Below are 26,952 nucleotides of genomic sequence, written 5' to 3'. Positions count from 1 at the left end.
GCGAAATTCGCCTGCCGGCTCATGGGTCGCGGTGTCGGAGCAGGAGCCCGGCGAGCAGGAGGGCGGCGGCGGCCCATGCGGCAAGGACGCCGAGGCCGGCCAGGGGGGCGATGGGCTGGTCGCGCAGATTGGTGGTGGCCTGGATGGCGAGCCCGGCGGTCATCGGGGCGATCTGCTGGATGTGGTGCCGGAGCGGGTCGCTCACGGCTTGGGCGAGCAGTGGCGGTAGGTAGAGCACTGCGAGCACGGTCCCGATGGAGACAGCGGTGTCGCGGATGGCGGTGGCGATGCCGAGAGCGAGCAGGGCAACAAGGGTGAGGTAGACGGCACTGCCGGCCGCGGCGCGCAGCGTCGGGCCGTGGGCGATCGAGACGAGCGCGTATCCGTGCGCCGGGTCGAGACCGCTGCTGGGAAGCAGGAGCCGTCCTGCGATGAGGCAGCCCGAAACGGCGATCACACCGGCAGCAAGGGCGAGGACGGCCACGGTTGCGGCCTTGGCGCCGAGCACGGTGCGCCGGCGGGGCATCGCGGCGAGGGTGGTGCGGATCAGACCGGTGCCGTACTCCTCGGAGATGACCAGAACGGCGAACACGGCGATGACGGCTTGACCGAGGTCGATGCCGGTGAGGGCGAGCTTCGTGGGGTCCTGGCCACCGCCGCCGCCCGAGGACTGGTGGGTGGTGGCCACGACCACGACGCTGACTCCGATCGTGAGGGCGACCGCACCGATGAGCAGCCAGGCCGTGTTGGGGAGGGTGCGGAGTTTGGTCCACTCGGCGCGGAGCGCATCGGTCATGCGTCCCTCCGACCCAGCAGAAGCCTGGCGGCACCGAGTGCGACTGCGGCGTAAGCGGCGAGGACAAGCAGTCCGGCCCAAGCCGGCAGCGGGTAGTAGCCGTTGGCCAAGGTGTAGGGGTAGTCCACCAGCGCCGATCGGGGCAGCACATCGAGAACGGAGAATGCGGCGGCCGGGGTGACGCGGAACAGCCATGTCGCGGTGCTGCCGGAGAGGCTGGACCCGATCACGTAGGGCAGGACGAACACCACGATCCCGGCGGTGACCGCCCCAGCGCTGCGACGCAGGATCGCGCCGAGCGCGAGCACGGCGACGGCGGTGAGCGCGGTGACCAGCCCACAACCAACGACGATGCGGCCCACGGTCGCGGCGGTAGCGGGGAATACGTAGGCGCCGTTGCCGGCGAGAAGGTGCTCACCGACCGGCACGGCGGCAGCGGCGGCGCCGGCGCCGATCATGAAGGCGATCCCGCCGATGACGATGGCCTTGGCGGCCAGCACCCGTCCCCGCTGCGGAGTGGCGGTGAGGGTGGTGCGGATCAGGCCGCGGCGGTACTCGCTGGTGATGAACATCGCCGCGATCACGATCAGCACTATCAATCCGACGATCAGCCCGAGCAGAAGCGTGCTCGAAACGGTGTCGCTGCCCAGGATTCCTTCGACGACGGCCGGACCGATGTCACCGGAGCCGGTGAGCACGAACCCGTTACCGGAGGAGCGTGAACCGCCGGTGCCGAGGGTCGGGTAGAAGTCGGCCTCGTTCATTCCGACGCTGTGGCTCTGCCAGTCACCGTCCGTCGTACCGGTCACGGTGACGTGGTCGAAGCTGCCGGTGGCCTGGGTGGAGTAGCCGGTTTCGCCTTGGAACGTGACGGGTGCGGTGACGAACAGTCCCACCTGGACGGTGGCGGGCAATCCGGACAGGTGGGCGGCGCCGACGTCCTGCCAGGAGGTCCCGTCCGCGGACTCGTAGCCGGTGATCGTGTCCCCGACGCGAGTCAGGCGCACCCACCGGGCCGAATCAGCCGAGACCGTTCCGCGCTGGTCGTGGGTGTAGTCGTACTGGAAGTGGATTCCGTGACCGCCGGTGGCCATGATCGCCGCATAGGGCGATCCCTGACTGGTCGTCGGGGTGAGCAGAAGGCCGGCCTTCGCCCACCCGGCCAGCCCCGGACGCGTCGCGGACAGTGTGGGAGCGACGTTCGTCGGATTGGTCGAGACCAGCCCGGTGAGCGAGGTGACCTGCACGGTTATGGTCCCGTTCCCGCTGAGTGGTCGGCTCAGGTACTGGTAGCTGTCGGCGACAGCCTCGCCGTCGGGTCCGGTCGGGACGGCTGGGTGGCCGTTTTGGCACGTGCTGCCGGTGCCGGTGCATGTTCCGCTGTGGGTGCCGTTGGCAACCAGGTAGGTGAACAACACGCACACCAGAACGGCGATGACGAGTCCGATCAGCCAGCCTCGAACGGTGCGGAACTTGACCCACTCCGCCCACAGCACGGACCGGAAAGCCATGGGCGAACACGAAAGAGCGCTGTCGGCCGTCACCATTGCCGCTCCCGACCGGCCGCTGCCCGATACTCGGTTTCGTCACCGGTGAGCTGGAGGTAGACGTCCTCCAAAGTGGCCCGTTGCGTGGTGACCTCCGAGAACGACACACCGGCCTGGCTGAGCACTGCCACGATCCGCTGAGCGGCGGCACCGGCTATGACGACGGTGTTCTGGTCGGTGACCGTCGCCCGAAGACCGGCCCGGTGCAACGCTCCGGCCGCCTCGGATGGCTCGGGAGTGCGGAGCAAAACTTGATCGCTTGAGGCCCTGGCCACCAACTCCGCCACTGGCGCATCAGCGAGCACTCTGCCGCGGCCGACGACGACCACCTGGTCGGCCGTGTCCTGCAGTTCGCCCATCAGATGGCTGGAGACCAACACCGCCCTCCCCTCGGCGGCCAGCGAGCGCAAAAGGTGGCGTATCCAGATGATCCCCTCGGGATCCATGCCATTGAACGGCTCGTCCAGGATCAACGCCGGCGGGTCACCCAACATCGCCGCGGCGATCCCGAGGCGTTGGCGCATCCCCAAGGAGAAGCCCCCTGCCTTGCGACGCGCGGCGCCGGCCAGGCCGACCAGATCGATCACCTCATCGACCCGCCGTGCGGACATGTTCTGCGAACGGGCCAGCCACAGCAGGTGGTTACGCCCGGTGCGGCTCGGCTGCAACGCGGCGGCGTCGACCAGCGCACCCACGTGGCGCAGCGGTCGGTGCAGACGCTTGTAGCGCACTCCACCGACCAGCGCGTGGCCCTCGTCCGGAGTGTCCAGGCCGAGAATGACCCGTATAGTGGTCGACTTGCCCGCCCCATTGGGTCCGACGAACCCGGTCACTCGGCCCGGCGGCACAGTGAAGCTCATCCCGTCGAGCGCCTGGGTCGTGCCGAACCGCTTGCGCAGGCCGGAAACTTCGATCGTTGGTTGACTCACAGTGGTTGTCCGTTCGGGGTCGTGGGGCCGGTCGGGATCGTTTGTACGACCCGAGCGGGTGCAACCCGGTCGCGGCGGCTGATACCGAGTTGCGACCCGGCACCCGCCATGCTTGAGCGCATGGCACGTGCAACCGCCGGCCGCCGGCCCCGCCGAGTTCCGACGACGAGAGGTCGTCGCCGATGAGAGTGCTGGTGGTCGAGGACTTCGAGGTCCTGGCCCGATCGATCGGCACCGGGCTACGCCGGGAGGGCATGGCCGTCGATGTCGTGCTCGACGGGACCGACGCCCTCAGCCACCTCGTGGTCACCCGCTACGACGTGATCGTCTTGGACCGGGACCTGCCCGGCGTTCACGGCGACGACATCTGCCGCCGGCTTGTCGCCGAGGGCGCCAACAGCCGCGTCCTGATGCTTACCGCCGCCAGCACTGTCAAGGACCGCGTGGACGGCCTCGGGCTCGGCGCGGACGACTACCTGCCCAAGCCCTTCGACTTCGCCGAGTTGGTCGCCCGCGTCCGCGCCCTCGGACGTCGATCGACGCCGCCCGTGCCGCCCACTCTCGCCTACGCGGACATCACCCTTGACCCCGCCCGTCGCGTGGCCTCCCGCGCGGGGCGGCGCCTGGACCTCAGCCCCAAGGAGTTCGCCCTGCTCGAATGCCTGCTCACCGCACCCGGCCTGGTGCTCTCCACCGAGCAGTTGCTCGAACGGGTCTGGGATGAGGCGGCCGACCCGTTCACCAGCGCCGTGAAGCACACCATGCGGCGCCTGCGAGCCAAGCTCGGCGACCCGCCCGTCATCCACACCGTCCGCGAGGGCGGCTACCGCATCGGAGATGCCTGATGCCAGCCCACCGACCGCTCGCGTCCCTTCGCCGGATCCACCGGCCCGTCCTGCGGTTACAGCTCACCCTGCTCTACTCCGGGCTGTTCCTGGTCGTCCTCGCCGCCGTGCTACTCGCCACCAATCTCCTCTACGGCCACACCGCCGCCCGAGCCCCCGACGGCGTGATCCCCGATCCGGTCACCTCCACCCGGAGCTTCGACCTCGTTCCCGCCCTCATCGGCCTGGCCGCCGCGGCCATCGCCCTGGCTGGCGCCTGGTGGCTCGCCGGCCGGTTTCTGCGACCGTTGCACGCCATCACCACGGCCGCCCAACAGATCTCGGCCACCAACCTCAACCAGCGGCTCACCGTCAAGGGGCCTGATGACGAGCTGACCCAACTCGGCACCACGCTCAACGATCTCTTCAGCCGGCTGGAATCCGCCTTCGCGGCCCAGCGCCGCTTCGTCGCCAACGCCTCACACGAACTGCGCACCCCCCTCGCCGGACAGCGAACCCTCCTCCAGGTCGCCCTCGCCGACCCTCATGCCGACGCCGCGTCCCTGCGTGCGGCCTGCGAAGAAGCGCTCCAACTCGGCGAGCAACAAGAACAGCTCATCGACGCTCTGCTCACCCTCGCCACCAGTGAGGGAGGCGTAGAGCGCTGGGAACCGTTCGATCTCGCCCAGCTCACCGAAGCGGCTCTCCTCAGCCGCCGGGCCGAAGCCGAAGATCACGGCATCCGCATCGACGCCACGCTCGCCCCCGCCCCCGCCGCCGGCGACCCCCGACTCGCCGAACTCCTGATCGCCAACCTCATCGACAACGCGCTTCGCCACAACAACACCAGCAGAAAGGTCGAGGTTTCCACCACCTCGGCCCCGGGCAGAGCAACGATCAGCGTAAGCAATACCGGCCCCACGATCCGTCCCGACGAGATCGACCGGCTTTTCCAACCGTTCCAACAGACCGGCGCCCAACGTCTTCGCCGCACCGACGGCCATGGACTCGGCCTGGCCATCGTCTCGGCAATCGCGCAAAGCCACCACGCGAAGATCACCGCACATCCCCGGCCCGAGGGCGGACTCGACATCGCCGTCAGCTTCGGAATCAACAGCGGAAGTACTCGACGGCACAGCGGGGCGCTCAAGAACGACGAACCAGATCACCAAGAGCGAGAGCCATCGTGACCGCACCGTCAGCTCGATGGCGAGGTCCGTGCGCAGGAGGGCGTGTGCCGGTACGAGTGTCAGTGAGGCCGCGCCCAGTTCGAAGAAGGACCGTGCCGGATCGAGCGTGGCGGGGTCGGTGCCCAGTAACGTGCCGAAGACGGCCGTGACGGTCGCGCTCTACCGTTGGCCACCGCCACGACCACCGTGATCACCCGTTCGTGGCCGAGCAGACTCGATGTATCGTGCGCCCATCAAATGAAAATCGATGTCGTTTTCAGTACACGGAAGGCAGAGTTGTGAAGATCGCGTTCGTGGGCAAGGGTGGGAGCGGGAAGACGACGTTGACCTCGCTGTTCGCCGCATATCTCGTCCACACGGGACGTCCCGTGCTGGCCATCGACGCCGACATCAACCAGCACCTCGCGGTCGGCCTGGGCGCGAGCGAGGAGGACGCGGCCGCCCTGCCCACACTCGGCGAGCACCTCGACCTGATCAAGGACCATCTACGCGGCGACAACCCCCGCATCACCAGCACCGACGCAATGATCAAAACCACCCCGCCCGGGCGCGGATCCCGGCTGATCCGGCCCTTCGAGGACAACCCGATCACCCACGCCTGCTTCCGCGACGTCGGCGGTGTGCGACTTGGTGTCACGGGCCGGTTCGACGAGGACGATCTCGGCGTCTCCTGCTACCACTCCAAAGTCGGCGCGGCGGAACTACTGCTGAACCATTCCGTCGACGGCGCCGACGAGTACGTCGTATTGGACATGACCGCGGGCGCCGACGCGTTCGCCTCCGGGCTGTTCACCCGGTTCGACGTCACGTTCCTCGTGTGCGAACCGACGCTGCGCAGCGTCGGCGTGTACCGGCAGTACGCCAACTATGCACACGACTTCGGCGTGCGGCTCGCGGTCGTCGGCAACAAGACCACCGACACCGAGGACGTCGAATTCCTGCGCCAGCAGGTCGGCGAGGACCTGCTGTGCTGGCTGACCGGCTCCGGCCACGTACGCGCGGCCGAACGCGGCCGGGCCCGCCCGATCTCCGCGTTGGAGCAGGAGAACCTGGCCGCTCTGGCCACCATTCTGGCCACTGTGGACTCGACGCCGCGGGACTGGGATCGATTCCACCGCCAAGCGGTCGAGTTCCACCTCCGCAACGCCCGCTCCTGGGCCAACAACCGCACCGGCCAGGATCTGGCCGCCCAGATCGACCCGGACTACATCCCCGGCCCAGCCGCCCTGGCCGACGCGTGAGGTGAGCAGAGCTTCACTCCCTTCGCCCGCAACCGCACCCACCGCCCCTGGCTGGTCACCCCTGCGCGAGGTGCGCTGGTGCGAGTGCGAAAGCTTGCCGAACCCCGGCCGCCGGCCGGTCACCTGATCTACCGCGGACCTCCATCCCCCTACTAACGATAATGATTGTCATTTACGATAGTAGGCGTGAGTGACCACCAACGTCCCGTACCGGACGTCGAGTCGTTGGCGACGACGGTCCCGCCGGACGCGCGCCGCGGCGAGCTCACCGACCCGCACGGCGTGCTACTGCGCGGGCAACCGCCGCTGACGCCGGACTGCGGCGTGCACGTGGTGACATTCCGCGCACATCGGCCTTTTCACCCGGCACGGCCGCACGACGCCGTCGACGTACTGCTCGGCGGTGTCGTACGGATCCAAGGCCCGGCTTGGACATCCAGCCAACCGGATGTCGCCTTGTGGATCTCCTCCGCCGGCGGCGACCCGCAATGACGTCAACACCGGATCAGGAAAGGACGAAACGCGATGAAACCAGGCCTCCATCCCGACTACCACCCCCGTGGTGTTCCAGGACTCCTCGACCGGCGACGCGTTCCTCACCCGCTCCACCATCACCTCCGGCCAAACCATCCAGTGGGGGGACGGAAATACCTACCCGCTGGTGGTGGTCGAGGTCACCTCGTGGTCGCACCCGTTCTGGACCGGCGCGCGGCGGATCATGGACAGCGCAGGACAGGTCGAAAAGTTCCACCGCCGCTACGGGCAGCGGGCAGGCCGCTCATGACCGGCCCAGAACCCTTCCGAGGGCGCGCAGTGAACACCGAACCGTTCACGGCCGTCGTCTGCCAGGGAACGGCCTGCGGCCACGAGCACGGGCGGTCCGTGGTCGATGGTCTGCGCGGCTGCGTCCGGCGACAGCGGCACGGCGTGCTCGTCTCCACCGGATGCCTGCTCGGGCGACTCGGCTGCCACGCCCTGGGCCGCAGCGCCCGCCCCGCCGGTGCGCTGCTGGTCGTCCAGCCCTGCTCGGTGGACCGGCAACCGTTCGGGCTCCCGATCTGGATCGGGCCGCTGTCCGGTGAGGACGACCTCGCCGCCGTCCGCCGCTGGCTGGACACAGCCCACCTGGATCCTGCGCGGCTGCCCGCCGGTCTCCGGTTCCGTGCGGCGCTGGCCGGGCGAGCCACCACGAACTGACCCGCGGCGTCCCGCTACCGTCCTGCTATCCGGGTGGCGAGGATGGAGACCTGCTGTGCGCGTCGCCCGCCGCGTAGCCGAGGTACTCCCCCGGCTACGCGGCTGACCCACGGCGGCCGGTGGGTCAGCAGTCACGCAACTCCGGGCTCTGATTCAGCAACTGCCCACGTGCCGAGACGAACGCACGATACCGAGCACTCCCCGTCGCGGAGGGCGCGAACGCGGCAACCCGGTGGCAATTCTGGAACGCCAGCTTCACCCCGAAATGCCGCTCCAGCCCACCCCGGATCGCGTCCGAGGCCAGCGCCCGCAACAACTGGCCACGTTCGGTCTCACTCGGCGGCGGAGTCGTGTTGTCCGCGAACTCCGCCGCGCCGCCCTCCAAATCGGCCACGACTCCGCTGATCACCTTCCACGCATACGGCAACGAATCGCGCACGCAGGCGACGAATTCGCCGTCACCGACCTCGCCGCGCTCGGCGCGCGCCAGCAACTCCGGGGAAACGTCCAACGACATGATCACAACCTCCGACGGCTAACGATGCGATGGAACAACACAACCCCTTCCACTGGTAGTGGTTTTCATTACCAGTAAGCAAGGAATCCGGCCGACGATCACCAGGACGGACCAGCAAACTCGCCCGGGGCGGCTAATCCGAGCTGCCGAATGCCTGGGTCAGGATCGGGTGGGTGGGGTGATCCGGTAGCGGATGAGGCGGGAGCTGTTGAGCACGACCGCGACAGACGAGGCGTTGTGCAGGATCGCGGCCACGACCGGGGACAGCGCGCCCGCCGCGGAGACCAGCAGGCCGAGGGTGTTGACCGCGATCGACATTCCGTAGTTCTGGCGGATCCCGGTGATCGTCGCCCGTCCGAGGTCCCCGAGATCGAGCAGGGCGCGCAGGTTGTCGTCGGCCAGCGCCACGTCCGCGGTCTCCACGGCCACATCCGTGCCGGAAACCCCCATCGCGATGCCGATGTCGGCCAGCGCCAGTGCAGGGGCGTCGTTGGTGCCATCGCCCACAACGGCAACTACGTGGCCCTCGGCCTGTAGCTGCTTGACGAGGTCCTGCTTGTCCTCGGGCATGACACGCGCGTAGTACTCGCCGATGCCCAAGTCCGCGGCCACCGCGGCGGCCGTCTCGGGGGTGTCGCCGGTCAGGAGTACCAGGCGCTGGATACCGCTGGCGCGCAGCGCGTCGAGCACCTCGCGCGATTCGGGTCGCACGCTGTCGCGCAGCGACACCAGGCCGATCAGCTTCCCGTCCACCGCCAGCAGCAAGGGTGTCTCGGTGGCGCGCTGTAGCCGGCGCACCCAGGCGTGGGCCTGGCGGCTGATCGGCACCCGCTGCCGGCGCAACAGCTCTCGGCTGCCGATCAGCAGCACCCGCCCATCGCTGTGCACCCGCATGCCCTGCCCGAGCAGGACCTCGCACTCCTCGTGCGGTGGGATCTCGATTCGTCGCTCCTGCGTCGAGCGGATGACCGCCTGCGCCAGCGGGTGCCGGGAATGGATCTCCGAGCTGGCGGCGTAGGCCAGCACCTGTTCCGGCGACCAGGCGTCGTCGAAAGAGACGACGTTGGTGACCATCGGGTGGCCCAGGGTCAGCGTGCCGGTCTTGTCGAACACGACCGCGTCGACCCGGCCGGCCGCCTCCAGGTGGGCCCCGCCCTTGATCAGGATCCCGCGCCGCGCGCCGTTTCCGATCGCGGCGCTGATCGCGGTCGGGGTCGCCAGCCCCACCGCGCACGGGCAGGCCACCAGCAGCATCGTCATGGCGCGGCGGACATCCCGGGTCGCCAGCAGCGTCAGCGCGGACAGCGCGAACGAGGCGGGGACGAACCGCCGTGAGAACGTTTCACCCACGGTCTGGATCGGCGCCCGGTCCGCCTGCGCCCGTTCCACCCGGGCGATGATCCGCCCGAGCGCGGTGTCCGGCCCGACCGCCGAGGCCCGCACCACGATCCGGCCCCGCAGCAGCACCGACCCGGCGTGCAGCGACACGCCCGCGGTCACCGCCATCGGGAGCTGCTCACCGGTCACCGCCGAGGTGTCCACGATCCCCTCGCCGTCGACCACCACCCCGTCGACCGCAAGCACCACGCGCTCGTGAACGACCACCTCGTCCCCGAGCACCAGGTGAGCGATGTCCACCTCGACCTCGGTCGAGTCGGCCAACCGCACCCAGGTCCGCGTTTGCGCGCCGGCCAGCAGTTCCGACACCGCCCGGCGGCTACGCCGCAACGTCAGGTCCTGCAGATACTCACCGATGTTGAGCAACCACAGCACGGTCAGTGCCACGACGTTCTCCCGCAGCACCAGGCTCGCGATCGTCGCCGCGGACACCAACGCGTCGGTCCCCGCACCACGCCCACCGGTCAGCGACCGCAGCGCACCCCGCAAAAACGGATACCCGGTGAAGATCGTGACTCCGGTAGCGAGAGTCCGCCCGGTGGTGCCCAGGACCGGGGGACGACGCAACCCGTAACGACGGATTCCGAGCAGGCCGAGCACCACCCCGCCGACGATCAACCGGACAAGGTCACCATTGCGCACATCCGCCGACCGCGGTGTCCGGCCACCGGCCAAGCGCGGGTCCGCATCCAGGCCGGTGCCGATCGCGGCCACCACCTCGTCCCGGACACACCGGTCAGGCTGATACCAGACGACCACGCTGCCGGTGCGTGGATACGCGTGCACCTGCCGCACACCCGCCACCCGGTCCACCGCATCCTCGATCGCGACCGCCACCCCGGTGCGCCCGCGCAGTTCGGAACTCGTGAACCGGACACGCCCAGCCGCGTCGGCCACCACCGCAACACGTGCCGACGCACTCAATGTTTGTGCCCGTGACCGTTCGTCGCGCCTGGAGCCGGTGCCTCCTCACCGATCCGGGCACGCGCCTCACTGACAATGTCCGCGCTGACCAGACGCACCTTCTCCGCACCCGTCTCGGCCGCGCGCACACCACGCAGACCCCAGGAGGTAACCGTCACCGTCGCGCTCCGAATCGCCGCCGAGCGGACCAGCCGCTTCACCCCGTCGTATGCGGCCGCACCGACGAAGCCGGTCGCCACCGCGCCCGCCGCCTTCGCGACCAAGCCGTTCACCATCAGACCTCCACCTTGCCAGCACGCCATACCGCGGAAGCTGCCAGCGCATCACGCCACCGTGACACCGGCGTCGACAAAGTCATGCGGCACCCACGGCTCGTTTATCAACAACGGGCCCAACCACGTCATGACGCCGGACCCACGTCACCACAGGCTCGCTACCTGGCTTCCCTACTACGCCGGCACCAACCCCACCACCCGCCAATCCGGCATGAAGAAGACCGTGCTGGCCCGCTTCGTCCACAACGACCGGCTCGTCGACGCCCTGCACCAGCAGGCCTTCTGCGCACTTGAAAGCCTCTCCAGGCGCCCGCGACGGCTCAGTGTGGTCGGCGGTCCTGTCCAATCAGGACAGCGGCAGGAAAGGTCGTGGTGCCCTCGGTGTCCAGCGCGTTCCAATATCGCTCGCGAACCCGTGACACCGCGGCGTTGAACACGTCCGCGATACTCGCCTCTGTCATGGCTTCTCCTGCCCGTACCCGGAACTAGCGGCGTGTGATGACCTGCAGGCCGTGCTCACCCTCGGCAGGCGTTACCCGCAACCCGCACCCGGCGAGCTCGTCTGCCAGTTGCTCCGGGGTGAAGACATACCAGTGATCAGACGCGGTCAACTCCGTGATCTTCTCCTCACCCTCGAACATGCGGTAGGACATACGCCAGGTCACGGCATCCTCCCCGGCGGGTTCGGCCGATGCGGTCCCGGTGTAGCGCAGCCGCCCTACCCGGGCCTGGACTACCGGACCGGCCGGCACCGGCTCGGGCCGAGTCGGGGGATACAGATTGAGCACCGCACGCCCACGTGGTGCCAGCTTCTCCGCCAGCATCGCCCACAGCGACAGGCGTTCGTCCGGACTCAGATGTCCGATCACGTTCATCGCGACCAGGGCCGCGATTCGGTCCGGCAGTCGCGCGGACAACACATCAGCACCCACTACCGTCACCCGGGACGCGAGTGCGTCGTCTCCGGCTACCCGTGCCAACAAGGCCGTGCGCAGGCCGGAATGGGGCTCGACGGCCAGGATCTCGGCGTCCGGGAACGCGGCGGCGAGCGTCACGGTGCCCAGCCCGGTGCCGGCGCCGACATCCACGATCGGTCCCATCGCGCCATCCAGTCCCTCCAGTGCCCGCACCAACGCCGGGCCCAGCTCACGCCACACCGGCGGCAAGAGGACCGCCACATACTCCCCAGTCCGGTCGTAGAAACCAGCACTACTCATGCCGCCACCTCACGCACAATTGATAGTGATTGTCATCGTCATAACGGCAGAAGACGCATCGTTACCGCCCGAAACGCTGGAAGTGTTTCACCAGGCGGCGTGGCACGAGCATGCGTTCGCCGTCGACGATGATCGGCACCAGGCCGGGTGCGGTCGCCTTCCACTGGGAACGGCGGGTGCGGGTGTTGCTGCGCGAGGTTTTCCGCTTCGGTACCGCCATTACTTCCGGCCTCCCCGCTGCCCGTAGCCGCGGTGGAACTTTTCGACCGGCCCGGCGGTGTCCACGATCCGGTGTGCTCCCGTCCAGCACGGGTGGGACCACGCGCTGACGTCGATCGCCGCGAGGGGGTAGGTGCTGCCGTCGCTCCTTTCGATGGTCTTGGCCGAGGTGATCGTCGAGCAGGCGAGGACAGCGTCAGCGGCCGAGGAGTCCTGGAACACCACTGGGTGATAGTCGGGGTGGATGCCTGGTTTCATGGTGTGTCGTCCTTTCCGGTTCCGGTGTTGACGTCGTGGCGGGCGGGCGCGGTCACATCGTCGTCGCAGGGTTCTTCGTGCCATTCGCCGAAGGGGTCCGGGTAGAGCGCCCACTTCTGGTGTCCGTCGGCGAGCTCCGCGTCAGTCAGCAGCGCGCCCTGCAGGGCTTGTTCGATCTCCGCCGTCTCGGCCTGGTGGGTGACGATCACGAGTTCCTGCGCCCGGTCGCCCCAGACGGGGTGCCAGCGCAGCGACGCGAGGGTGCGGCGTTCGGCGGAGACGTCCTCCCACGCGGGCCCATCGGGCGAGTCCAGCCAGGGCCCGGCGTGCCCGATGCCCAAACCGCCGCCGGCCGACTCTATCCACAACGCGACATCCGGCTGGCTGGCCACCCACACGCGGCCCCGCGTACGCATGACACCATCGAGCAGCACGTCGATGGCGTCGTGCAGTCGTTCGGGATGAAACGGCCGCTGCGCGGCGAAGGTCAGCACCGTGATCCCGCAGTCGGGGTCCAGGGGTGGCTGGCCGTGCAGCAGCGTCCCGTGCGGATCGGCCGGCTCGCCCCGGCGCGCGTCCGGCGGCACCGCCACCCGCAGTGCCTTCGAGTCCACATGAGACAGATCGAGGATGGGGGCCGATGGGGCGACGCGTGCCAGCACGGCCCCGGTCTTCGCGGCGGTCCAGGCATCGGGGGCGCTGCCGGCGAGTACGAGCACATCGGCGAATTCCACTTGGGACAATGTGAGCTGCGCGACGGTGCGCTCGTCGTCGGGAGCACCGCGCAGGTCGCGATCGGCCAGGGTGTCGTCGCCGAGGGCGTCGGCAAGCCACGTCGCCGCGTCGAGCACAGTGACCACGGCTTCGATCTCCACATCGTCAGTGACCGCGCGGTCACCGACGAGAACATGCCGCAACTCCCAGCACACCCGTTCCGGATCCATCACCTCGTCCAAGCGCACCACAATGCGGCGGACCGCCGGCTGCCGGGCGAGGTTCCGCAGCAGGGGCAACAGGTCCTCCCGGACGGTGCAGGACACGCAGCCGTGGGCGAGTTCGAGCGTGGTCAGCGCATCGAGCGGGCCCTGCCGCAGCCGACGGCGCACCACGCCCTCGGTCACCCGCCGCAGGTCATAGTCCACAACGGCGGTGCCGGTCTCCCGGAGCTTGTCCGCGAGATACCGGCCCGCCTCCCCGGCGAGACCGCTGATCAGCAGTAGAGGCACACGGAGTTCAGTTGTCACGGTAAGCTAGTGTAAATGATTATCATTATCATTAACACTCGGGAGGGTAGATGTCCGCGGTATGCCAGGTGACCGGCCGGCGGCCGGGGTTCGGCAAGCAGGTCTCGTACTCGCACAAGCGCACCTCGCGCAGGTGGGATCCGAACCTGCAGACCCGTAGGTACTGGGTGCCCAGCCAGGGCCGGTGGGTGCGGCTGCGGGTCTCGGTCAAGGGCATGAAGACCATCGACAAGCGCGGAATCGACGCCGTGGTCGCCGAGCTGCGGGCGAAGGGGGTGAAGCTCTGAGATGGCGCGTAACGACCTTCGCCCGATCATCAAGCTGCGTTCCACCGCCGGGACCGGTTACACGTACGTGACGCGTAAGAACCGCCGCAACGATGCCGATCGGCTGGTGCTGCGCAAGTACGACCCGGTGGCGCGCCGGCACGTCGAGTTCCGGGAGGAACGCTGATGGCGAAAAAATCGAAGATCGCCCGCGACCAGCAGCGCCGCGCCGTCGTCGCGCGCTATGCCCGGCGGCGGGCCGAGGTGAAGGCCGTGATCCGTTCACCGGCATCCACCCCTGAGCAGAAGGCGGCCGCGGTGTCGGCACTACAGGCCATGCCGCGTGATGCCAGCCCCACTCGGCTGCGTAACCGGGATACCGTCGACGGCCGCCCGCGTGGTTACTTCCGCGCTTTCGGCTTGTCCCGCATCCGGTTGCGGGAAATGGCCCACCGCGGGGAACTGCCTGGCGTGTCCAAATCGAGCTGGTAAGGAGCGAAGGTGGCGAAGAAGGACCGAGCCCGCCCGACCCGACGCAAGCGCAACCCGTTGCGGGCACGGCAGGTCACCGAGATCGACTGGACAGACGTCGAGTTGCTTCGGACGTTCATCTCCGACCGCGGCAAGATCCGCGCCCGCCGGGTCACCGGACTCACCCCGCAAGAACAGCGACACATCGCCGTAGCCATCAAGAACGCCCGGGAAATGGCGCTGCTGCCCTACCCCACACCCAAACGCGCGAGCTGAAACACGATCAGAGAGGCACAAAATGAAGGTCCGCAAGTCGTTGCGCTCACTCAAACAAAAGCCCGGGTCCCAGGTGGTTCGCCGGCACGGCAAGGTCTACGTGATCAACAAGCGTGACCCGCGCTGGAAAGCGCGCCAGGGCTGAGGCCCGACAGCCCACGCATTTCACCGCCCGCGCCCGCGGCGACAAAGGACATCGCCGCGGGCTCGGGCGGGATGGCGAAGCTCGACGACAGCACTGTGCGGGGTGCCTTCGCCCGGCGGAAGGCCGGTACCCGATCACCGCGTCACAACACCATCCCCAGGCTCGTTGGCGTTGCTGGTGCCGATCCGTCGGTGGCGTGCCGAAGGGAGTGACCTGCGTATACCGCAGCGCCGGGCGATCATGGTCGAACATGACTCCCAGTCGCAGGCGTAGGTGTTTGGATTCCCAGCGGCGGGCGGCCGCGCTGATCGGCCCCATGGTGAACTGATTGTCACCCATGCCGCGGGCCGTTGTGCTGAAGCGACCGAACGCGGCGTCATAGTGGTGAGTCAGGGACGCTTGTTCTCACGCGGAGGTCTTCGCAATGATGCGTTCGATCTCGTCTCGGCCGAAGGCCCGCAGGGTCGTGCTACGGACGTTGCCCAGCCCGCCGAGTTGCAGGAGGGCAGCGGTGGCGGTTTCGTCGTCGGGTGCCTCGACGACGCCCACGAGGTCGTACGGACCGATAGTCCAGTAAATGTTCACAAGCTTCGCCCCGAGCTTCTGTAGCGCAGCGGCGAAGGCGTCAACACGCTCCGCGGTTCCCTTGTGGGCGCGGATCCCCTGGTCAGTCCAGCTCAATAGCGTGATGTAGGTCGGCATGCGTGCTCACCTCCCTGAGGATAGGTAGGTGCTAAATAGCCTAATTGCCCACCTGGAGGGCCGCATCTGGCGTCAAATGAGCAGTCCACAAGACACGCAACGCATTCAGCGATGACAGCACGCAACGTCCTCCCAATCGCTGGACGCCTCACCACTGGCCAGTGGCCGCAGTTGGCGACACGGGCGGAGGGCGACGCCTGTCGTCGTATGCCCGCCGCAGTCCTAGTCCCTGCAGGACGAGCTGGCTACGTGCCTGGTGGACCGGTCTGCAACGGCGGCGTGACGACGATGGACTTCCGCGTGCTCTCCACGACAAGCACACCGCTGGGCGCGGCGTCACTGGCAAAGGTTCATCACGACAACGAAGCCAGGCCTTCTTCATCCACCATGGACAGCACACACGTCGCCGGAAACCACACGGCACGACGAGAACAGGAGCCGGCCAGACGAAAACCAAGGCTACCCACCGAACGCCGACATCCAACAGCCGGTATTCGACCGGCATTCGTCGGGGGCAATTTCATACAGGACCAAAATCCTTCCGACCTACGCTGAGGGTCTGGAAGTGACCGCACTTCGGTGTGCGGAGATTGTCTCATCCGTTGCGATGGGTTTGCCGCGGACGTCGAAACCCGCTGAGATGCGTGGTCAACCTTCGCACTGCGAGGATAACTAAGGAGAACTAAGATGGGGCCGCTCTGTCAGTTGGCAGACCGCGTGCCGATCCGCGAAATGTCCTCTCACAAGGAGCGGCCGGCGCGATCAGTTAACGAGTGAGCGGCGTTCGATGAGGATAGTGTCATGCCAGACGCCGTTGAGTTGGGCGGTGCGTTCACGGATACCGACGATGCGGTAGCCAGCGGCATGGTGCAGGGCGATGCCGGCGCGGTTCTCGGTGAAGATCGCGGTGTGCAGGGTCCAGGTTCCGGCCGCATCAGCGGCGGTGACTTGCTTGTGCAGCAAGGCTTTTCCGACGCCGCGCCCCGAGGTAGCCGTCGGCGACGTACACGCAGATCCCGGCGACGCCGACTTAGCAGTCGCGCATGGACACTTGGCTGGCGACGGTCCAGCCGACGACCTCGCCATCGATCTCGGCGACCCAGTGGCGGCCGGACAGCCATTTCGCGCCGAGCCTCGTACCGTTCGGAAACGGTGCCGCCGAGGCCGGGAAGACCACCCACTAACTGGTGTACCGGATGGTCACTCCACCATCGAGGGTCTGGTGCTCATACCGCCCGTCCTCCACAATGGATTCCGCGTCGGCTGGTGGGTAAGAGTTTGCTTAGTCGATTAATTCGCGTAACCCGATCGAGAGGAAACGGGCCATGCAGGACCATTCTCGTCGTGACGTGCTCAAGGCGACGGCCGCGGGCACCGCCACGGTCGCTCTCGCCGGTGGAACGGCTGTGGGCGCCGGGCTGCTTGGTGCGGGCACTGCGTCGGCGAGCTCGGATGGCGCACGGGGAAATGTGCTTGAGGTGCCTGGAGCGGCGCTGTACTACGAGACGCACGGCCGGGGTCCGTTGCTGCTGATGATTCCTGGGGCCGGGGGCACGGGTGACGGCTTCATAGAGGTGACCCGTTACCTGGCGGCGCGCTACACCGTCGTCCTCTACGATCGCCGTGGGTTCTCACGCAGCCAGCTTCGTGGCGCCCAGGACTACGCCCATCACCTTGCCACCGACGCCGACGATGCCCGACGCTTGATCGAGTATTTGAGCAGCGAGCCATCGTTCGTCTTCGGTAGCAGCGACGGCGCGATGGTCGCGTTGGAAATGCTCACTCTGGATCCGTCGCGGGTGTGTACGTTCGTCCCGTACGAGCCGCCTGCGGTGACACTGTTGCCCGACGGCCGCGCCTGGTTGGACTTCTATTCCAGCCTGTACGATCTGTACCGGCGAGCGGGCACCGCGCCGGCACAGCAGCTGTTCGACGAGCGGGACCTGACCCCGTCGGACCGGGCGAGCCGTCCGCCAGCGCCACCCAATGGCACACCCATTCTGGTTAACCAGACGTACTGGTTCGAGCGCGAGTTGCGCCAGTATCCGGCGTTTCCCCTGGACCTCGACGCTCTGGCTCGATCCGCCGGTCGGCTTGTGCTGGCCGTGGGCAGCGAGTCGGGTGGTTTACCGGCCCACGAGTCCACCGTGCAGCTGGCACGCAGGCTTGGTCTGGCCCCGGTCACGGTCCCCGGCGGTCACCTCGGCTATCTGTCCCAACCCGCCGAATTCGCACGCCGACTGATCGAAATTCTCGCACGCGCGTGAGCGAAGCGGCCATCAGTCCCGCCTGGCCACCCGCCAGGGAGGTCAGCACCAGGGCGGGATGCTCTGCTCGTACTGGAAGACGTTGTGGGGGTCGTACTTCGCCTTGATCTTGCGCAGCCGGTCGAAGTTGTATCCCCAATAGGCGGTTTCCCAATCCTGCATTCCGACGTTCGGCACGTTGACGTAGGCGCCGTTCACGTAGGGCCGCAGCGCCTGGCTGAACTCGGCGATCCAGGCCTGGGCCTTCGGGGTGGTCGGCTCGCCGCTTTCTTCATTTCCGCGAGTCCCCCAGCCGGCGCCGGGTTCGGCATAGAAAAGCGCGTCACGATGCGGGAAGGCCGTGCCGCCGGTGGGCTCGCTCGTTTTGACCGCCCCGCCGAAGGCGTTGGTGAAGTAGTTGCTGTCGTCCGAGGGGGCGTCTTGCACGAACGAGCCGATCAGACTGATCGCCTTGTCCGGGAACGGCTCGGTGATGAACTGCGAGTTGAACTTCCAGTTCGCGGGTTCGTTCGTGCTCGGAATCTGGAATCCCGCGTATATGTCGCGCCAGCTTCCGACCTGCACCGAGACATCGGGCCTGCCAACCGACAGGGTCGGGGCTAGCAACTCCTTCGCCTCCGCCTCCGACCCATTCGCGAGAACCGCAAACAGCATGATCTGAGGTTTGTGGATTTCGAGCTGGCTGGTGAGGCGGTTGTCGGCGAACGGTGCCGTACGCTGCCATGCGTCGAAGACCCCATACAGGTCATTAAGACCTTTCCAGGTCGCTTGCACATAGGCGACGCTCGTTAGCGGAGTCACCTTATAGGTGAGTGAGGTGACGATCCCGAAGTTGCCGTTTCCCGCCCCGCGGAGCGCCCAGAGCAGATCCAAGTTGTCCTGCAAGTCCACCTTGATCGCGCCCGCGCCGTCGGCACCCGACGCGACGACAATCTCAGCCGCCGTCAGGTGGTCGCAAGCCATGCCGAGGTAGCGGGTGAGGAGACCGAAGCCGCCGCCGAGCGTCGCACCGGACAGGCCTACGCTGCCCTCCGTTCCGGTCGGCGCCGCAAGGCCCTTCTTCCCGAGCGCGGTCACCGCCTCCAACTGGTTGAGCCCGGCGCCGACGGTCGCGGTGCGAGAGGCAGTGTCGATCTGGACCGACTTCAGCTCGCTGACGTCGATCACGATGCCGTTGTCTACGTTTGACCAGCCCTCCAGGCTGTGGCGGCCGCTCCGCACCCGGAGCGCGACGTCGTTCTGCCGCGCCCACGTGAGGGCGTTGACCACGTCCTGGGCCTCCTGGGCAAAGACGATGACCAGCGGATAGTGAACGAAAAGTTCGTCCCAGCCGAGACTCGCCTTCGCGTAGCCGGGGTCCTCGGGACGGACGATACGGCCGGTCAGCTCCGCCGACCGGCTTTTCACGCTTCCGGACTCGCTTGAGCCGGAGGACGAACCCGGAACGCCGGCCGCAATACCCGGGAATGCGACCGCGCCGACGCCGGCGGCCGCCGTCGCCTTGAGCAAGTGACGACGAGAAAGGTCGTGCATATTCCGTATCCTCTCGATCAACTGGCCATCAGCCTTCGGGCCGAGGCGATCGACCTCGGTGACGGGCAGCGCGCCGCGCAAGGCCAGGCCGAGTGGGTCGACCTCACAAAGGCCGGCTGCGCCGGATCAGCCACAGCGTGCGCGACCAGCGGCAGTCCACACCGGTCAACGCCCGACTCCGCCGGTCTGGGTCAGTGATGGTCTCGGCGATGATCCGGGCACGGTCGTACTCACCTGGCATACCCACGGCCTTCGCCGGGGAGGCCAACACCTGGGTCTGCCAGTTGGGGTCAGTGATGGTGCCGGCGATGGTTTCGCGCGATCGTGGTCACCTGTCGTGGCCACGACCTCAACCATAGAGACCAACGCCTTGCCCTGCCCGATGAGATAAGTGATGGTGCCGGCGTAAGAACACCGAACTGCCGGCAGACGGACCGAAGACCGAATCAAAGCAGCGGAAACTCAGTCACGGTGTGGCACGTCGACCGTCGCTACCTGGTGCAATGCTCGCAAGTGCAACTGCGGCTCGACCGAGGCTTTGGTCCATACGCCTCAGGCCCGGGGGCGCCGACGTCGGTCGGATGTCGTATCTGGGTTGTAGGGTCTCGGCGTTTGTTGCGCAGACCTGTAGGAGATGCGAATGGTCCGTCACACCCCGCCGCGACCAGTGGACGTCGAGGAGCTGTTTCCCGAACTGGTACCGCTGCGCAAAGACGCGATACGACTTCACCCCCGTTCGGGCGACCCGACCTGCCGCGACAGCTCGGTCGGAGGTCCACTGCTGTGGCCGGCAGACGAGCCCTGGCCGGTGTGCGCAGAAGAACACTTCGACCTGGACGGACGGCAGCATGACGCGGTGGTGCCGGTCGTGCCGATCGCGCAGGTCTACCAACGCGATGCTCCCAGCATGTCGTTCCCGCAAGGACACGATCTGCTGCAGGTACTGTGGTGCCCGTTCGAACACGGCGAATACTGCTATCCCCTACCACAGGTCCATTGGCGAGATGCCCGCGCAGTCGGCCAAGTGGCGGCTACTCCCGCCGCACCTGCCGGAGCACCAGAGGACTACGTACCCAACCCGTGTGTGGTTCATCCCGAGCACGTGACCGAATACCCCAGCCGGGATTTCCCAGACGACCTTCACGCCGCGCTCAAGGACCGGTTCGCACAGCTTCAGACCGACACGGGTTGGCTCTATCACTACCATCTCGCCGACGCCCCCGGGATCAAACTGGGTGGCTATCCAGGCTGGACCCAGGACCCGGCCTGGCCCGACTGTGACTCTTGCGGCCGGCGCATGCAGCACCTCCTCACCGTGGCCAGCCGGGAATACGACGGAGAATCCTGGCGCACCTGGCTGCCAATCGAGGACCGGGCGGCCGACTACACACAGCCGCCGTGGTACAGCGAGGAGGGCAAGGCGGCGGCGGATGCGGCCGGCCTGATGTTGGGAGACGTGGGCGGCGTGTACATCTTCGAATGCCCATCGTGCCCCGGTCGCCCGATCAGTCACTGGTTCGACTGTTCCTGACCGGACCGCCCGCCCGACTACCCGCAACGGCGCCGTAGCCACCAGCCAGAACATCACGGCCCAAGGAACTACTCCGCTGATGGGCCGGGCGGGCTGTCCGGCGTTGCTCGCACCGCGACCGGTGAACCTTGCCAAGCTGTCGCCGGATCTCCGTCCACCTCGGCCGGCTCCAGTGCGCTGTATAGATCAGCCGATCCAATCACCTTCTGTTTCGTTTCCGCTATTCTGTGCCACGCCTTCAACCCCCACATTCGGATCGGCCCTCGCATAATGAGTGGTAAAGTCGTTATGCTCCGCGTAGGACGGGGAGGACCCCGTGATCCGAGTCGTGGTGGTGGACGACGAGGCGCTCGTCCGGTCCGGCATCGAAATGATTTTGAAAGCCGCCCGCGATATCGACGTCGTGGCCACGGCCAACGGCGGCGATGCGATGTGGGAAATAAGCCTGCACCGTCCGGACGTGGTGCTGCTGGACATCCGTATGCCGGACGTGGACGGGCTCACCATCTTGAACGAGATCCGCGCGATGCAGGAGCCTACGGCCGTGGGGATGCTCACCACCTTCGACATGGATGATTACATCACGGCGGCGCTGCAGAACGGAGCGGCCGGATTCCTGCTCAAGGACACCGATCCGGCACAGCTCGCGCGCGCGGTGCGGGCACTGGCCGCGGGGGCGGTCGTGCTGGCCCCTTCGGCTGCCCGGCTGGTACTCGACGGCGCCGGCGAACCCCGTACCGAAGCCGCCGCCAAGATCGATCGCCTGTCCGAAGAGGAACGAGACGTGCTCAGGCTCGTCGCGGCGGGAGCGTCCAATGACGACATCGCCGCGAGACTCACGCGGAGCACCAGTGCCGTCGCCGAGCAGGTCGTCGCCATCCTGGGCAAGCTGGCTGTGGAGAGTCGGGTGCAGGCAGCCCTGCTGGCGCAGGCCGCGGGCCTGACCGACGAGGTGAGCGGTCCGTGAGACTGATACTCCCGACAGCTTGGCACCCGGCAGCGGTCGATGCCGGTCTGATCGCCGTGGCCACGGCCGACGTGGTGCTACACGTGATTCCCCAGTGGCCGGTGGCGAAGACTGTCAGCGGTGGTGTCGCCTTGCTGGCCCTGCTCATGCGGCGTCACCATCGCTACCTCGCCTTTCTGTTCACCGTGCCTGCGCTCATCATGACATCCATAGCTACGCCGGCACTGATCGCGTTATACACGGTCGCCCGCCACGCACGGGACCGGCGCGTGGTGGTCCTATGCGCGGTAACGGTCGCCGTCGCAGACGGCATCCCGTCACCGCTGGACTTTCACGGCCACGGCAGCCGCGATTTGCTCATCACGGTGATCTACTCGACCCTCCTGGGAGCGGCCCCGGCCTTTCTCGGCCAGCTCGTCCAAGCTCGTGCCGATCTCACGGCCAGGCTGCGAGACGTCGTCGAAGCCCGTGAACGCAGCGAGAGACTCGCCGCACAGACCGTGCTCGCCACCGAACGCGCCCAACTCGCCCGCGAGATGCACGACGTGGTCTCCCACCAGGTCAGCCTGATCGCGGTCCAGGCCGCCGCGCTGCAGGTCAGCGCGAAGCCGACGGACGCGGCCGCCGCGGGCACGATACGAGAGCTCGCCGTGAAAACTCTCAACGAGCTCAGACACATGATCAACATCCTGCAGGCTTCCGCCAGTCGAGCCACCCCCCTCGCCCCGCAGCCCACTCTCACCAACCTCCACGCCCTGGTCACCGACAGCGGCCTCGACGCGACCTTGCATGGACAACTCCGCGAAGACCTTGACGCCGCGACCCAGCGTGCCATCTACCGAACAGTCCAGGAAGGCCTCACGAATGCGCGCAAGCACGCGCCGGGGGCACCAGTTGACGTGGAACTCTGGCACGACAGGAGTGTCGTGGGCGTGACGGTGACCAACGGACCCCCAACCCGGCAGGCCCTCTCCCTGCCCAGCGCTGGGCACGGCCTGATCGGGCTCCGCGAACGAGCCGAGCTCCTGCACGGCACACTCACCACCGAACGCACCGGTGACGGCGGCTTCCGCATCAGCCTGCACCTGCCGATCACGAAATGACCTCGTGCATCACTGCAGCATCGTGGGTAACTTTCCTTGGAAAATCTGGCCGCCAACGCACGCATACATTGTCAACGGCACGTTCTGGCCCGCTGGAGTTCTGGCGGCTCTTCGCCGCGATCCGTGAGCGGGTCCTGCTGTGTGAAGGCCGCTGCGCAACAGCGCGCCACAGCCACCCAACGATCAAAGACAGGCTTTAAGATCCAATTGGAACGACTGGCGCACAAGGGATCCCCCAATGTCGCGCTGTCTCCTGCGCGTGATTGACTCAGCCTGGAAAGTTATCACTCCAGAAGGCTTGACAGCCGGACGTCGCCCACCACTAGTCTGGATTCACGCACCAAAACGGGTGCGGTCTTGTGGAGCTAGCTCCGATCATCCCGTATCGCGCTGGTGCGAGTCAAGAACGCCTTCGTGGGGATTTTCCAGGTTCCACGAGGCTGTTGATTCGTGAAGCAGTGGTGAATCGATGGAGAGAGTTGATTCTCCGGTTCACGGGCGGGAACTGAGTGATCATGGGCGCGAGCTCAGTCGCATGAGACACGGGTCCGCACCGCGAAAGCTCAGGCGACGCCGGCGCTGCCCGATGGAGCGCGGCACCCTTCGCCGCACGGCCCAGCATGATGCGCCGGCCATCGAGTCCGAGCGCGCCGGCCGACGGCCGCTGGCGACCACGTCTCGACTTGCAGCCACTCCTTTCACGATCTCGGCAGTCCAGGCAAGTGCGGATGTCGGTCATGAGTCAGGCCCGCTTGTCGCGCCGACCGCTCCGATTTCTGATTCAAGAGGTGCACCAAATGGGAAACTCCCACGGCGTCCTGACCGCTGAGCCGGCTGACAATCCGACCACGCTCGCCGAATGCGAGCGACGCTTCACCGAGGTGCTCACCGACATCGTGGGCACCGACCACGTAGCGGTCGACAGCAACTTCTTCGACGACCTCGGCGCCGACTCCATGGTGATGGCCCGCTTCTGCGCCCGAGTACGCAAGCGGCCCGACCTGCCATCAGTGTCCATGCCGGACACCTACAAGCACCCGACAATTCGGAGCCTCGCAGCAGCCCTCGCCGACACCACAACCCCGCCTACCTCACAACCGGCAACCCCATTGGCTCCCAGTGCGACCACGCTCGCCGAATGCGAGCGACGCTTCACCGAGGTGCTCACCGACATCGTGGGCACCGACCACGTAGCGGTCGACAGCAACTTCTTCAACGACCTCGGCGCCGACTCCATGGTGATGGCCCGCTTCTGCGCCCGAGTACGCAAACGGCCCGACCTCCCATCAGTGTCCATGCCGGACACCTACAAACACCCCACAATCCGAAGCCTCGCAGCAGCCCTCACCCACACCACAACCACACCTGCCATTCCGACCACGCTCACCGAATGCGAGCGACGCTTCACCGAAGTGCTCACCGACATCATGGGCACCGACCACGTAGCGGTCGACAGCAACTTCTTCAACGACCTCGGCGCCGACTCCATGGTGATGGCCCGCTTCTGCGCCCGAGTACGCAAACGNCCCGACCTCCCATCAGTGTCCATGCCGGACACCTACAAACACCCCACAATCCGAAGCCTCGCAGCAGCCCTCACCCACACCACAACCACACCTGCCTCACAACCGGCAACCCCAGCGGCCCCCATCGAGTCGCCGAGGCAAGCACGCTATGGCGAATATGTCCTCTGCGGGGCGTTGCAGCTCCTGGTCCTTCTCGGCTACCCCGCCCTCACTGCGGCCGTCTGGGTGAAGGGCTTCAACTGGGTTTCGACCAGCCCGAACCTGGTCGACGTCTACCTTCGGTCGGTCGCGTTCGGCGTCGCGATGTTCCTCGGCCTGTGCGCCCTTCCGATCCTCTTCAAGTGGGTGCTCGTCGGCCGGTGGAAGCCGCAGGAGATCCGCGTCTGGAGCATGGCGTACTTCCGCTTTTGGGTCGTCAAAACCTTGATCCAGCGAAACCCGATGATGTTGTTCGTCGGTTCGCCGCTCTACGCGCTCTACCTGAGGGCACTGGGCGCGAAGATCGGGCGCGGCGCCGTCATCTTCTCCAGGAACGTGCCCGTGTGCACCGACCTGCTCAGCATCGGCGACGACGCGGTGATCCGGAAGGACTCCTTCTTCAACGGCTACCGGGCCCACGATGGTGTCCTCCAGACGGGCTCGGTCAGCCTCGGCAAGGAAGCGCTCGTCGGCGAGGCGACGGTGCTCGACATCTGGACCTCGCTGGGTGACGGGGCCCAACTCGGGCACTCGTCCGCTCTGCACATGGGTCAGGCAATACCTACCGGCGAGCGCTGGGTCGGCTCGCCTGCGCAGCGGGCCGAGAAGACGAACCAGATGACGGTCACAGCGCGCAACGTGGGCACAGGACGACGGGTGTTCTTCTCGGCCGTGCAGCTGGTGAACCTGCTCCTGCTAGGCCTCCCGCTGACCTTCGCCATCGCGAACCTCGCGGTCCCGCAGGTCCCGGAGCTCGGCCCTCTGCTGGACTCGGCACCGGTGTCCCTCACGACCTGGATGTTCTCTCGTGAAGCGCTGGTCGTCTCCGCCGTGCTCTTCTTCGGCTCCGGGCTCGTCGGCCTCGTGCTTGCGGGAACCGTTCCGCGGCTCCTGAACCTCTTCATCAAGCCGGACAAGGTCTATCCGCTGTACGGATTCCACTACCGGGTCCAGCGCGCGATCGCCCGCGCCACCAACATCAGGTTCTACACGACTCTCTTCGGTGGAACCTCCTACATCATCTACTACCTGCGTTGGTTGGGCTACCGCCTGCGCGGGGTGCGGCAGACCGGTTCGAACTTCGGCGAAATGGTCAAGCACGACACCCCGTTCCTCAGCGCGGCCGGCAGCGGAACGATGGTCGCGGACGGGCTGTCCGTCATCAATGCCGATTATTCGAGCACTTCCTTCCGCCTGTCCCAAGCGTCGATCGGGCCGGAGAACTTCCTGGGGAACATGATCGCCTACCCTCCACAGAGCAAGGCGGGCAACAACTGCCTCCTCGCGACGAAGCTCATGGTTCCCGTCGACGGACAGGTGCGGGAAGGCGTGGGCCTGCTCGGCGCGCCCAGCTTCAAGATCCCGCGATCGGTCAAGCGCGACCGGCAGCTGCTGGACGTGAGCAGGGCAGACGAGCTGCGCCGCGGCCTTAGGGCCAAGACCATCTACAACACCATCAGCATGGCGCTGTTCCTGCTGGTGCGCTGGGCCTTCTTCTTGTGCGTCACCGTGGTCTACCTGGCTGCCATCGACGTTTGGGGCTCCCTCGGTGCGTTCGCGGTCGCACTGGCCACCGCAGTGGTCGTCGTTTTCACGGTCGCCTACAACGTCCTGGTCGACCGGTTGTTCCGGCCGCTGCAGGCCTTGGTGCCGCAGGGTTGCTCGATCTACAACCGCGCCTTCTGGCGCCATGAACGCTTCTGGAAAGTGAGTACCCTCACCTATGTCCTCGCCTTCAATGGCACCCCGCTCAAGAACGTGATCTGGCGACTGCTGGGTATGCGGATCGGCCGACAGGTCTTCGATGACGGCCTCCGTGTGCCCGAGCGGTCATTCACCACGATCGGCGACCACTGCACCATCAATGTGGACACCATCATCCAGTGCCACTCACAGGAGGACGGCGGATTCAAGTCGGACCGCATCGTTATCGGCGCCGGCTGCACCCTCGGGGTCAGCGCATTCGTCCACTACGGCGTGACCATGGGCGACGGCGCGGTGCTCGCCACCAGCTCCTTCCTCATGAAGGGCGAGGAAATGCCACCGAAGGCGGTGTGGGGCGGGAACCCCGCCACCGAGATGCGCGAACACTCGGGCGACCTGCACGCCCGAAAGGTCATCGAAGACAGCCTCGCCGCCGTGCTCGCCCCCGGCGGCTGACACCCCGCAAACATTGAACGTAGGGATGATT

At 67.0% G+C, this 26,952-nt stretch carries 27 protein-coding genes and 3 pseudogenes; 16 read left to right on the top strand and 14 right to left on the bottom strand.

The genetic code is table 11. The features are described from left to right. Nucleotides 1–19 precede the first annotated feature (19 nt). From A3CU_RS0108635 to A3CU_RS0108625, 3 genes are read right to left on the bottom strand one after another with little or no spacing between them, the layout of a single operon-like run. Complete coding sequence (locus tag A3CU_RS0108635; protein WP_027941950.1) at nucleotides 20–796, bottom strand: ABC transporter permease; 777 nt, start codon at nucleotides 794–796, stop codon at nucleotides 20–22. Beyond that, on the bottom strand, nucleotides 793–2,307 hold the full coding sequence (locus A3CU_RS0108630) for a DUF1349 domain-containing protein (RefSeq protein WP_027941949.1): 1,515 nt from the start codon (nucleotides 2,305–2,307) through the stop codon (nucleotides 793–795). The genes A3CU_RS0108635 and A3CU_RS0108630 overlap by 4 nt, the downstream gene beginning before the upstream one ends. 29 nt (nucleotides 2,308–2,336) lie before the next feature. Continuing rightward, nucleotides 2,337–3,272 carry an ATP-binding cassette domain-containing protein gene (locus A3CU_RS0108625; protein ID WP_027941948.1) on the bottom strand — a complete coding sequence of 312 codons (936 nt, stop codon included), beginning with the start codon at nucleotides 3,270–3,272 and terminating at the stop codon, nucleotides 2,337–2,339. A 182-nt stretch (nucleotides 3,273–3,454) separates the two neighbouring features. On the opposite strand from A3CU_RS0108625, the gene A3CU_RS0108620 reads away from it, so the two are divergent. The 6 genes and pseudogenes from A3CU_RS0108620 to A3CU_RS49685 all read left to right on the top strand — a co-directional run bounded on the left by A3CU_RS0108620 (nucleotide 3,455) and on the right by A3CU_RS49685 (nucleotide 7,724). After that, on the top strand, nucleotides 3,455–4,117 hold the full coding sequence (locus tag A3CU_RS0108620; protein ID WP_027941947.1) for a response regulator transcription factor: 663 nt from the start codon (nucleotides 3,455–3,457) through the stop codon (nucleotides 4,115–4,117). Next, nucleotides 4,117–5,286: a sensor histidine kinase gene (locus A3CU_RS43980; RefSeq protein ID WP_063628802.1), complete on the top strand. Its 1,170-nt coding sequence runs from the start codon at nucleotides 4,117–4,119 to the stop codon at nucleotides 5,284–5,286. The genes A3CU_RS0108620 and A3CU_RS43980 overlap by 1 nt, the downstream gene beginning before the upstream one ends. Before the next feature lie 278 nt (nucleotides 5,287–5,564). Continuing rightward, entirely contained in the window at nucleotides 5,565–6,527 is a 963-nt protein-coding gene (locus A3CU_RS0108610; protein ID WP_027941946.1) for an ATP-binding protein, read from the top strand. A 237-nt stretch (nucleotides 6,528–6,764) separates the two neighbouring features. Next, a pseudogene (locus A3CU_RS0108605) lies at nucleotides 6,765–7,007 on the top strand (CobW C-terminal domain-containing protein); the annotation flags it as partial. A gap of 45 nt (nucleotides 7,008–7,052) precedes the next feature. Further along, nucleotides 7,053–7,311, top strand: a pseudogene (locus A3CU_RS43975) (type B 50S ribosomal protein L31). 29 nt (nucleotides 7,312–7,340) lie between these two features. Beyond that, on the top strand, nucleotides 7,341–7,724 hold the full coding sequence (locus A3CU_RS49685) for a hypothetical protein (protein WP_052371560.1): 384 nt from the start codon (nucleotides 7,341–7,343) through the stop codon (nucleotides 7,722–7,724). Between the two features lie 124 nt (nucleotides 7,725–7,848). Here the strand turns inward: A3CU_RS49685 and A3CU_RS0108590 are convergent, their stop codons facing one another. The 8 genes from A3CU_RS0108590 to mrf all read right to left on the bottom strand — a co-directional run bounded on the left by A3CU_RS0108590 (nucleotide 7,849) and on the right by mrf (nucleotide 13,776). Continuing rightward, the gene (locus A3CU_RS0108590) at nucleotides 7,849–8,241 is read right to left on the bottom strand and encodes an SCO5389 family protein (protein ID WP_027941944.1); all 393 of its coding nucleotides are present in this window, start codon (nucleotides 8,239–8,241) and stop codon (nucleotides 7,849–7,851) included. Nucleotides 8,242–8,400: 159 nt separating this feature from the next. Next, nucleotides 8,401–10,536: a heavy metal translocating P-type ATPase gene (locus A3CU_RS0108585; protein WP_281174100.1), complete on the bottom strand. Its 2,136-nt coding sequence runs from the start codon at nucleotides 10,534–10,536 to the stop codon at nucleotides 8,401–8,403. Nucleotides 10,537–10,559: 23 nt separating this feature from the next. Next, nucleotides 10,560–10,838: a DUF1490 family protein gene (locus tag A3CU_RS0108580; RefSeq protein WP_043840806.1), complete on the bottom strand. Its 279-nt coding sequence runs from the start codon at nucleotides 10,836–10,838 to the stop codon at nucleotides 10,560–10,562. A gap of 320 nt (nucleotides 10,839–11,158) precedes the next feature. Then, nucleotides 11,159–11,299 carry a hypothetical protein gene (locus A3CU_RS52265; protein ID WP_156960288.1) on the bottom strand — a complete coding sequence of 47 codons (141 nt, stop codon included), beginning with the start codon at nucleotides 11,297–11,299 and terminating at the stop codon, nucleotides 11,159–11,161. A 24-nt stretch (nucleotides 11,300–11,323) separates the two neighbouring features. Next, nucleotides 11,324–12,055: a class I SAM-dependent methyltransferase gene (locus tag A3CU_RS43965; protein ID WP_043840805.1), complete on the bottom strand. Its 732-nt coding sequence runs from the start codon at nucleotides 12,053–12,055 to the stop codon at nucleotides 11,324–11,326. Between the two features lie 61 nt (nucleotides 12,056–12,116). After that, nucleotides 12,117–12,275, bottom strand: a complete 159-nt coding sequence (rpmF, locus tag A3CU_RS0108565; protein WP_027941941.1) for a 50S ribosomal protein L32 — start codon at nucleotides 12,273–12,275, stop codon at nucleotides 12,117–12,119. Beyond that, nucleotides 12,275–12,532, bottom strand: a complete 258-nt coding sequence (locus A3CU_RS0108560) for a type B 50S ribosomal protein L31 (RefSeq protein WP_027941940.1) — start codon at nucleotides 12,530–12,532, stop codon at nucleotides 12,275–12,277. Before A3CU_RS0108560 ends, rpmF begins: the two co-directional genes overlap by 1 nt. After that, complete coding sequence (gene mrf / locus A3CU_RS0108555) at nucleotides 12,529–13,776, bottom strand: ribosome hibernation factor-recruiting GTPase MRF (protein WP_027941939.1); 1,248 nt, start codon at nucleotides 13,774–13,776, stop codon at nucleotides 12,529–12,531. The genes A3CU_RS0108560 and mrf overlap by 4 nt, the downstream gene beginning before the upstream one ends. Before the next feature lie 50 nt (nucleotides 13,777–13,826). Between mrf and rpmB the strand changes: the two genes are divergently transcribed. The 5 genes from rpmB to ykgO are packed head-to-tail and all read left to right on the top strand — an operon-like array spanning nucleotide 13,827 to nucleotide 14,934. After that, the gene (rpmB, locus tag A3CU_RS0108550; protein WP_027941938.1) at nucleotides 13,827–14,063 is read left to right on the top strand and encodes a 50S ribosomal protein L28; all 237 of its coding nucleotides are present in this window, start codon (nucleotides 13,827–13,829) and stop codon (nucleotides 14,061–14,063) included. Between the two features lies 1 nt (nucleotide 14,064). Beyond that, nucleotides 14,065–14,229, top strand: a complete 165-nt coding sequence (rpmG, locus tag A3CU_RS0108545) for a 50S ribosomal protein L33 (protein ID WP_027941937.1) — start codon at nucleotides 14,065–14,067, stop codon at nucleotides 14,227–14,229. Next, a complete protein-coding gene (rpsN, locus tag A3CU_RS0108540) occupies nucleotides 14,229–14,534 on the top strand; it encodes a 30S ribosomal protein S14 (RefSeq protein ID WP_027941936.1) in 306 nt (101 codons plus the stop codon). Before rpmG ends, rpsN begins: the two co-directional genes overlap by 1 nt. Nucleotides 14,535–14,543: 9 nt before the next feature. Then, complete coding sequence (gene rpsR / locus A3CU_RS0108535; protein WP_027941935.1) at nucleotides 14,544–14,789, top strand: 30S ribosomal protein S18; 246 nt, start codon at nucleotides 14,544–14,546, stop codon at nucleotides 14,787–14,789. Nucleotides 14,790–14,811: 22 nt separating this feature from the next. Continuing rightward, the gene (ykgO, locus tag A3CU_RS0108530; protein ID WP_027941934.1) at nucleotides 14,812–14,934 is read left to right on the top strand and encodes a type B 50S ribosomal protein L36; all 123 of its coding nucleotides are present in this window, start codon (nucleotides 14,812–14,814) and stop codon (nucleotides 14,932–14,934) included. A gap of 405 nt (nucleotides 14,935–15,339) precedes the next feature. On the opposite strand, the gene A3CU_RS0108525 is transcribed toward ykgO, so the two are convergent. Both A3CU_RS0108525 and A3CU_RS43960 read right to left on the bottom strand, forming a co-directional pair. Beyond that, nucleotides 15,340–15,636: a GYD domain-containing protein gene (locus A3CU_RS0108525; RefSeq protein ID WP_027941933.1), complete on the bottom strand. Its 297-nt coding sequence runs from the start codon at nucleotides 15,634–15,636 to the stop codon at nucleotides 15,340–15,342. A 762-nt stretch (nucleotides 15,637–16,398) separates the two neighbouring features. After that, nucleotides 16,399–16,768: pseudogene (locus tag A3CU_RS43960) on the bottom strand (N-acetyltransferase family protein); the annotation flags it as partial. Nucleotides 16,769–16,961: 193 nt separating this feature from the next. Here A3CU_RS43960 and A3CU_RS0108510 point away from each other — a divergent pair. Continuing rightward, nucleotides 16,962–17,903: an alpha/beta fold hydrolase gene (locus tag A3CU_RS0108510; protein ID WP_084143160.1), complete on the top strand. Its 942-nt coding sequence runs from the start codon at nucleotides 16,962–16,964 to the stop codon at nucleotides 17,901–17,903. Nucleotides 17,904–17,945: 42 nt separating this feature from the next. Here the strand turns inward: A3CU_RS0108510 and A3CU_RS0108505 are convergent, their stop codons facing one another. After that, nucleotides 17,946–19,517, bottom strand: a complete 1,572-nt coding sequence (locus A3CU_RS0108505; RefSeq protein ID WP_211246371.1) for an FAD-binding oxidoreductase — start codon at nucleotides 19,515–19,517, stop codon at nucleotides 17,946–17,948. A 559-nt stretch (nucleotides 19,518–20,076) separates the two neighbouring features. Between A3CU_RS0108505 and A3CU_RS0108495 the strand changes: the two genes are divergently transcribed. The 4 genes from A3CU_RS0108495 (at nucleotide 20,077) to A3CU_RS0108480 (ending at nucleotide 26,921) form a co-directional block, all read left to right on the top strand. Further along, nucleotides 20,077–20,967, top strand: coding sequence for a YwqG family protein (locus A3CU_RS0108495; protein WP_027941929.1), 891 nt, complete (start codon nucleotides 20,077–20,079; stop codon nucleotides 20,965–20,967). A 316-nt stretch (nucleotides 20,968–21,283) separates the two neighbouring features. Then, nucleotides 21,284–21,934, top strand: coding sequence for a response regulator (locus A3CU_RS0108490; protein WP_027941928.1), 651 nt, complete (start codon nucleotides 21,284–21,286; stop codon nucleotides 21,932–21,934). Then, a complete protein-coding gene (locus tag A3CU_RS0108485; protein WP_211246370.1) occupies nucleotides 21,931–23,037 on the top strand; it encodes a sensor histidine kinase in 1,107 nt (368 codons plus the stop codon). The genes A3CU_RS0108490 and A3CU_RS0108485 overlap by 4 nt, the downstream gene beginning before the upstream one ends. A gap of 620 nt (nucleotides 23,038–23,657) precedes the next feature. Beyond that, nucleotides 23,658–26,921, top strand: coding sequence for a Pls/PosA family non-ribosomal peptide synthetase (locus A3CU_RS0108480; RefSeq protein ID WP_425388227.1), 3,264 nt, complete (start codon nucleotides 23,658–23,660; stop codon nucleotides 26,919–26,921). The last annotated feature ends 31 nt before the right edge of the window (nucleotides 26,922–26,952 follow it).

The sequence above is a fragment of the Amycolatopsis taiwanensis DSM 45107 genome, from assembly GCF_000519205.1.
GTDB classification, from domain to species: Bacteria; Actinomycetota; Actinomycetes; order Mycobacteriales; family Pseudonocardiaceae; genus Amycolatopsis_E; species Amycolatopsis_E taiwanensis.
This window is presented reverse-complemented; position numbering and strand designations above follow the sequence as displayed.

Excerpts from the sequence above, each read along its gene's own strand:
- A3CU_RS43980 (WP_063628802.1), top strand. The coding sequence starts at position 4,117 with ATGCCAGCCCACCGACCGCTCGCGTCCCTTCGCCGGATCCACCGGCCC.
- A3CU_RS0108560 (WP_027941940.1), bottom strand. The coding sequence starts at position 12,532 with ATGAAACCAGGCATCCACCCCGACTATCACCCAGTGGTGTTCCAGGAC.
- rpmB (WP_027941938.1), top strand. The coding sequence starts at position 13,827 with ATGTCCGCGGTATGCCAGGTGACCGGCCGGCGGCCGGGGTTCGGCAAG.
- A3CU_RS0108635 (WP_027941950.1), bottom strand. The coding sequence starts at position 796 with ATGACCGATGCGCTCCGCGCCGAGTGGACCAAACTCCGCACCCTCCCC.
- A3CU_RS0108525 (WP_027941933.1), bottom strand. The coding sequence starts at position 15,636 with ATGCCGACCTACATCACGCTATTGAGCTGGACTGACCAGGGGATCCGC.
- A3CU_RS43965 (WP_043840805.1), bottom strand. The coding sequence starts at position 12,055 with ATGAGTAGTGCTGGTTTCTACGACCGGACTGGGGAGTATGTGGCGGTC.
- A3CU_RS0108590 (WP_027941944.1), bottom strand. The coding sequence starts at position 8,241 with ATGTCGTTGGACGTTTCCCCGGAGTTGCTGGCGCGCGCCGAGCGCGGC.
- rpmF (WP_027941941.1), bottom strand. The coding sequence starts at position 12,275 with ATGGCGGTACCGAAGCGGAAAACCTCGCGCAGCAACACCCGCACCCGC.
- rpsN (WP_027941936.1), top strand. The coding sequence starts at position 14,229 with ATGGCGAAAAAATCGAAGATCGCCCGCGACCAGCAGCGCCGCGCCGTC.
- rpmG (WP_027941937.1), top strand. The coding sequence starts at position 14,065 with ATGGCGCGTAACGACCTTCGCCCGATCATCAAGCTGCGTTCCACCGCC.
- A3CU_RS0108630 (WP_027941949.1), bottom strand. The coding sequence starts at position 2,307 with ATGGCTTTCCGGTCCGTGCTGTGGGCGGAGTGGGTCAAGTTCCGCACC.
- A3CU_RS0108510 (WP_084143160.1), top strand. The coding sequence starts at position 16,962 with ATGCAGGACCATTCTCGTCGTGACGTGCTCAAGGCGACGGCCGCGGGC.
- A3CU_RS52265 (WP_156960288.1), bottom strand. The coding sequence starts at position 11,299 with ATGACAGAGGCGAGTATCGCGGACGTGTTCAACGCCGCGGTGTCACGG.
- A3CU_RS0108495 (WP_027941929.1), top strand. The coding sequence starts at position 20,077 with ATGGTCCGTCACACCCCGCCGCGACCAGTGGACGTCGAGGAGCTGTTT.
- A3CU_RS0108580 (WP_043840806.1), bottom strand. The coding sequence starts at position 10,838 with ATGGTGAACGGCTTGGTCGCGAAGGCGGCGGGCGCGGTGGCGACCGGC.
- A3CU_RS0108620 (WP_027941947.1), top strand. The coding sequence starts at position 3,455 with ATGAGAGTGCTGGTGGTCGAGGACTTCGAGGTCCTGGCCCGATCGATC.
- ykgO (WP_027941934.1), top strand. The coding sequence starts at position 14,812 with ATGAAGGTCCGCAAGTCGTTGCGCTCACTCAAACAAAAGCCCGGGTCC.